This window comes from Candidatus Krumholzibacteriia bacterium (assembly GCA_035649275.1).
In the GTDB taxonomy this organism is placed as follows: domain Bacteria; phylum Krumholzibacteriota; class Krumholzibacteriia.
Window position 1 is genome coordinate 22,809 of record DASRJW010000013.1, and the last position, 6,206, is coordinate 29,014.

Sequence of the window (6,206 nt, forward strand, 5' to 3'; positions counted from 1 at the left end):
GGGAGAGCCCGAGGACCGCGCGCGGCCAGGCGAGCAGCGCCGGCACATCTTGATGAAGCCAGCCCGAGCCCGCCACCACGTCATCACGCGACCCGCCCGAGCACGGCTGCCGCCAGCCTCAGACGACGCTGCGCCCGGCCAGCAGCGGAATCTGGATTTCCGCTTCCCAGTCGGGGTCCTCGGGGTTCGCATCCACCCCACGCACGTAAATGCGGCGATGCACGCGCCCGCGGTAGGGCTGTTCCTTCTGCTTCGCCCACTCGAAGAGCTGGTCGATGCTCTCCTGGAACTTCGACATCGGCCCCTTGTGGATCATGAAGGCCACGTTGCCGTGGTGGATGTCCTTCACGACGTAATTGCCCTGGCTCGGCCCGGCTCCATCGATGGGCATCCAGAGCTCGATCTTCCGCGGCGTTTCCGGCGTCGTTCCATCTTCGTCGTGCAGCACAGCCGTCCAGGGGAGGTTGTACCGTCCCGACGAATCCTTGTCTCCTGTGCGCAGCCTGCGCCCGAGCGCCCAGCCGAACATCTCCTCCAAGCGCAGCGGGATGTCTCCCGGCGTGCCCTCGAAGGAAGTGTGGATCGCTCGCATCGGCTTGGTGCGCTTGATCCCGAGGGACATCCATACCTCCACAAAATCGCCGCCCCGGCCCAACGGCCAGAGCGGCCAGTGTCCGAGCAACGCAGAGCCGCGGGATCTTAGCACGGCCCGGCCGGGCCTTCAACCCGGCGGCCCTTCGACGCGGCGGCCCTTCCACCTGGCCCGGCCGGCGACTGTGGGAGCAAGATCCTCAAAGCTGTTGCGGATGCGTCACGACCCCGAGGAACAAGACGAGGCCCGTCATGCGGTCGCGGACGACACAGAGAAACGGCCTGTCGACTATCAGCCGGAACGGCTTACTCGGGGCCACGGCTTCCGTACCTTTTGTCATCTCCACCTCGGTGACGGCAGCGGCCTCTGTCCCGCGCTCGTTCACCTCGACCCAGCTCTTGTGCCGAACCCGGTTGATCCAGATGTCACCGGCGACGCCTGCCATACCGCTGAAGTCGGCCCTCCCTGGGTCGAAGGCGCGCTCCATTCCCATCTTCTTCAGTACCTCGTTCATGGTCAGGTCGTAAGTCAGCGTGAAGCGCGGCAGGACCACTTCGCCATACCTCGGCTCGAGTTGCTGCGCCCAGCCCCACCCGGTGTCGCTCGCCAGGCTCGCGATCACCGCGCCGAGACCCGATTGGCTATCCGGCAACACGACGCAGAGATGCATCATGTCGCCCACGTATGCCAATGCCGCAGCCCTGAATCCAGCGCCCTCGAAGTAAGGGTAGGTCCCATAGCGCGCCATCATCGGCAGCGGCTCGACCCCTCCGCCGAGCAAATGGAATGGCTTCTCCTGTGTCTCCTTCTCGTCGAATTCCTCGGCCCAGGCGCCGTGGAAATAGACTGCGTTCAGGATTTCCAGCACGAGGTCGTGAGGCAACTTGTCCACGATCGAGTCGATCTTCCCATGCGTCTTCTCCCGCACCCAGGCATCGATCCGTGCGGCGGTGTCGCCGGGCTCGAGCTGCACCACCTGCGCCTCGTACGCCTTGGCGGTACGCTCGACGAAGTCGCGGCGGAGAGCCTCCCCGGACGCCACCCAGAGCGAGGTCGCGATCTCGAGCTCGATGCCGGGATCCTTACGGTGGATGGACCGGAGCAGCCCCGCAGTGCCGGCGTGTAACGAATCGAGGCCGAGGCCTTCGATTCCCAGGCAACGCCCCATCTCCGCGCGCGTTTCGCCTCTGGCGCCGCTCCAGGCCACTCCGAGTGCGAGCGCGATGCTCGCGGGCGAGATGAAGACATTCTGCCGCGGATTCTGCCGGTAAATTTCGCCCAGGAGCTTGGCCCCGAACCGGTTGGACGCCTGCACGAGAGGATCGAGGGGTTTCCCCGAGGCCGCAAGAACGATCGCCGCACGTAGGACGAAGCACAGGAAAACAGCGGATCGAACGACACGCAGTGCGTGCACGCTGCGCCCCTTGCGTTCAGGTACTGGACCCAAGCAGCCGACGCGGCAACCCCGATGGCGGCAGGGCGTCGTCGCCCTCGGTCAGGTGCGGAGGCAATCTAATGAGCTCGAGACCCGCTCGCAACTCTTGGACCCTGGCGTAGCGGTTTGGGTCGCTCGGTCTGCATGCGCTCCGCGCCTGGGACCGGTGTCTCAGCCCTCCCGGCTGTACACACGACGGCCCTCGAAATACGTCGCCTCCACGCGGGCATTCGCGATGCCTTCCGGCGTGGCTGGATCCTCGCTCAGCACGGCGAAATCCGCCGACATTCCGGGGCGGATCCGACCGTGCCTCTTCTCGGCCCCGACGACGAAGGCCGACGCGGCCGTGTACAGCCCCACCGCCTCGAGCGGTGACAGTCCCTGCGCCGGATCAGGATGCTGGACCGCAGCGCGCAGCCCCTCCATCGGCCCGAGGGGCATGCAGTCGGAGCCGAAGCTGAGCGGCACGCCGGCTCGGAGCAGGGTGCGGTAGGCATTGCAGTGGGCGAGCCGTGCACCGAGTCGCTGTTCGTTCATACCCCCCGGCTGCGACCAGCGCCCGACGAAGTTAGGCTGCACGCAAGCATAGAGCCCGGAAGCAACGAGGCGGTGCACCAGATCTGGCGGTGTCACCTCCACGTGCTCGAGCCGGTGCCGCAGCGGGTTGCCGTTCGCGAAACGGGTTCCCACGACGTCGAGCACGCGCTCCAGTCCGGCATCGCCGATAGCATGGATCATGAGCTGCAGGCCGGCCGCATCTGCATCCTCGACTAGAGCTGCGAGAACATCGGGGGTGTAGAGCGCTGCCCCTCGCGTGGCGGCGTCATCGGTATACGGCTCGCGCAGGAATGCCGTGCGCGCACCGAGCGAGCCATCGACGAACACTTTGATGCCGAGGATGCGGAGCGTCGCGTCGCCGAGGCCGCTCTGCATGCCGCAGGCGCGCAATGATGCCAGTTTGTCCGCAGGCAGCGAGCACGAGACGCGGACTGGCAAGGTCCACCGGGCGCGGCCGATCTGCAGGGCGCGGAACATCTCGGCCGACGTCACGTCGTGGACTGCCGTGATCCCGTGCGAGTGCAGCCGGTCCACGACGCGCGGCAATATCTCGGCCAGTTCCGCCGGGCCCGGGCGCAAGCGATCGTTCAGCGCCCACAGGTCCGTCTCGGCGATGCGCCCGCTCTCCCGATCCGTGTGCGCCCCCGGGGGCAGATCCTTCAGGGCCTGCGAGTTGACCACACCGACGTGCCCGCAGACGCGCTTGACCAGCACGGGCCGGTTCTTCACCGCCGCATCCAGCTCGCGTCGGGTCGGCAGGCGCTTCTCCGTCCACGTGCTCTCGTCGAAGCCACTGCCGACGATCCACTCTCCCCCCGGACCTCGCCCTTTCTCTTCCCAGCGGCCGACTCCGAGCGCGACCTCCTCGGGATCCTCGGTCCACGACAGGTCGGGGCCCATGAAGGAGGTGGCGATCCAGGTCAGGTGCACGTGGGCATCGGTGAAGGCTGGGATGAGGGCGCGCCCGCCGAGATCGATCCGCCGCGCCTCGCTTCGGGCGTACGGCTCCCCGCTGCCCACGCGACGGACGCGGCCGCCTTCCACCAAGACCCAATCCGCTAGCCGTGGAGATTCCGGATCGAGCGTGCGGACGACGCCGTTCTCGAAGACCAGTACTTCGCCTTGACTCATCGCCGCCTCCGCTCCGGCATCGCCGGCTCGCAGCGTTATTCTCCCCGATACGAGCCGACGCTGGCCTTCACCTCGGACTGGCACAACAGTATCTGGCGAGCAAACGGCGTAGCCTTGCACTATAACCGCGACGGCGACTCCCGGGAAACGCTCCAGAGGCCCCACAGGGGTTCCTTGACGGCCCTGGAAGTGCTTGCTACGCTTCGGCTTGCACGCTCAGGACAAGGCGGGGACGACATGGACCACATCCAACAGCGCTTGCGCGAGAGCGCCGAGCTCAAGCTCCGGCTCGGTCCCGAGGTGCTCGCGCCTTTCGCCGCACTCGTCGAAGCCACGCGGCGCGCCCTGGGCGATGGCCGCAAGCTCCTCGTCTTCGGCAACGGCGGCAGCGCCGCCGACGCCCAGCACATCGCCGCCGAGCTGGTCGGCCGCTATCTGCGCGAACGACGCGGCCTGCCCGCCGTCGCCCTCACCACGGACACGTCGATCCTGACCTCGGTGGGGAACGACTACGGCTTCGAACACATCTTCGAACGCCAGATCGAAGCGCTCGCCGTCCGGGGCGATGTGGCTCTCGGCATCAGCACGAGCGGCGAATCGGCGAACGTGAAGCGCGCCATCGTGCGCGCCAAGGAGATCGGCTGCGTGACCGGTGCTTTCCTGGGTAGGTCGGGCGGTTCGATTCGGAGCCTCGTCGACCACGCCATCGTCATCCCGGCGCAGGACACGGCCCGCATCCAGGAATGCCACATCACGCTCGGGCACATCCTGTGCGAGATGGTGGAGACCGGCCTCGGTGAATGAAGACCACCGTCTCATGATAGAATCGGCCCTGAGTTTGACACCGTCGATCCGGGAGTGAGCGCATCATGAAGGCTTCGAACACCAACTTGCGCGACGCCCTCGACCGGGGCCGAGGAGCCAAGGTCCTCGTCGTCGGCGACTTGATGCTCGACGAGTACGTCTGGGGGAACGTCGAGCGCGTCTCTCCCGAGGCGCCGGTGCAGGTGGTCGAATGGCAGGCGTACCACGACGGGCTGGGTGGCGCCGCCAACGTGGCGCAGAACCTCGTGGCCCTCGGCTGCGAGGTCTGGCTCGTCGGCGTCTGCGGCCGCGACGACAAGGGCGCCCGCCTGCGCCAGCTCCTTGCCGACATCGGCGTGCACACGGAGGACGTCCTCGAGGACGCGCATCGCCCCACTACGGCGAAGCTCCGCGTCATGGCCCACGCCCAGCAGATCCTCCGCGTCGACCGCGAGTACAGGCAGCGCATCGGCGACGAGCTGCAACAGCAGCTCATCGAACGCATTGCGGCGCGCGCCCCCCACGTCTCCGGCGTCATCTGCAGCGACTACGGTAAGGGCGTCCTCACGCGCCAGCTGCTGGCCGCGGCGCGCCGCTCCGCCCAGCAGGAGGGCAAGCCCATCCTGGCCGATCCCAAGGGTGCCGATTACACTCGCTACCTCGGTTTCGATTTCGTCACGCCCAACCGCAAGGAGCTCGAAGCCGCGGCCGGCGTTCCCGCACACAACGACGAGGAGATCGCCCGCGCCGGTCACAAGGTGCTCGCCGAGATCCACGGCGGCGGCCTCCTGGTCACGCGCGGCCACGAGGGCATGACGCTCCTGCGGCCGGAGCGCCCGGCGCTGCACATTCCCGCTTCGGCTCGCGAGGTTTACGACGTCACCGGCGCTGGCGACACCGTCATCAGCGTCTTCGCCATGGCGCTCTTCGGCGGCAGCGAGCCCGAGTCCGCCGCCGAGCTCGCGAACCTGGCCGCCGGCATCGAGGTCGGCAAGCTCGGCGCCGCCGCCGTGGGCCGGGACGAAATCCTCCGCGCCCTCGAAGGCACTTCTCTCTACGAGGGTGCCAAGATCGTCGCCCGCAGCGAGATTCCGAAAGTCGTTTCCCAGGCCCGCGGCCAGGGCAAGCGTATCGTCTTCACCAATGGCTGCTTCGACATCCTGCACGTGGGGCACATCAAGCTGTTGCAGAAGTCGCGCTCGCTCGGCGACATCCTCATCGTCGGCATCAACGACGACGCCTCCGTGCGCCGTCTCAAGGGCGAACGGCGTCCCCTCATCGGCGAGGCGGAACGCGCCCACGTTCTGGCCGCACTCGATTGCGTGGACTTCGTCACATTGTTCGCGGAACCCACGCCCGTAGCCCTCATCGAGCTCATCCGCCCGGACATCCTGGTGAAGGGCGGCGACTACGCCCTCCACGAGGTCGTGGGCCGGGACCTGGTGGAGAGCTACGGCGGCAAGGTGGAGCTCGTGCCCATCGTCGAGGGCTTCTCCACCTCGGAGCTCGTCCGCCGCATCATCGAGAAGTACAACTCGACGTGAGCCGGCCGGGCAACTTGCGCATGCCCCAGGAACCCGATCTCTCTCCCGCGATCATCGACCTCCGTGGGCCCGAGGCCCACGCTCGCGACCGGCCGGCTGGAGCCGTCCGCCTCCTGCCGGCGGACCTTGTAGACAACCCCCA

At 67.4% G+C, this 6,206-nt stretch carries 5 protein-coding genes; 2 read left to right on the plus strand and 3 right to left on the minus strand.

The genetic code is table 11. From position 1 onward, the window contains the following. Positions 1 to 118: 118 nt before the first annotated feature. The 3 genes from VFE28_01155 to VFE28_01165 form a co-directional block, all read right to left on the minus strand. On the minus strand, positions 119 to 622 hold the full coding sequence (locus VFE28_01155; GenBank protein HZM14581.1) for a GyrI-like domain-containing protein: 504 nt from the start codon (positions 620 to 622) through the stop codon (positions 119 to 121). Positions 623 to 791: 169 nt separating this feature from the next. Then, on the minus strand, positions 792 to 2,006 hold the full coding sequence (locus tag VFE28_01160) for a serpin family protein (GenBank protein HZM14582.1): 1,215 nt from the start codon (positions 2,004 to 2,006) through the stop codon (positions 792 to 794). A gap of 192 nt (positions 2,007 to 2,198) precedes the next feature. After that, complete coding sequence (locus tag VFE28_01165) at positions 2,199 to 3,716, minus strand: amidohydrolase (GenBank protein ID HZM14583.1); 1,518 nt, start codon at positions 3,714 to 3,716, stop codon at positions 2,199 to 2,201. 246 nt (positions 3,717 to 3,962) lie between these two features. On the opposite strand from VFE28_01165, the gene VFE28_01170 reads away from it, so the two are divergent. Both VFE28_01170 and rfaE1 read left to right on the plus strand, forming a co-directional pair. Next, positions 3,963 to 4,520, plus strand: coding sequence for a D-sedoheptulose 7-phosphate isomerase (locus tag VFE28_01170; GenBank protein HZM14584.1), 558 nt, complete (start codon positions 3,963 to 3,965; stop codon positions 4,518 to 4,520). Between the two features lie 65 nt (positions 4,521 to 4,585). After that, positions 4,586 to 6,064, plus strand: a complete 1,479-nt coding sequence (rfaE1, locus tag VFE28_01175; protein HZM14585.1) for a D-glycero-beta-D-manno-heptose-7-phosphate kinase — start codon at positions 4,586 to 4,588, stop codon at positions 6,062 to 6,064. Positions 6,065 to 6,206 lie beyond the last annotated feature (142 nt).

Bases quoted from the DNA above. Each gene is read 5' to 3' on its own strand.
- VFE28_01155 (HZM14581.1), bottom strand. From the start codon at position 622: ATGTCCCTCGGGATCAAGCGCACCAAGCCGATGCGAGCGATCCACACT.
- VFE28_01165 (HZM14583.1), bottom strand. From the start codon at position 3,716: ATGAGTCAAGGCGAAGTACTGGTCTTCGAGAACGGCGTCGTCCGCACG.
- rfaE1 (HZM14585.1), top strand. From the start codon at position 4,586: ATGAAGGCTTCGAACACCAACTTGCGCGACGCCCTCGACCGGGGCCGA.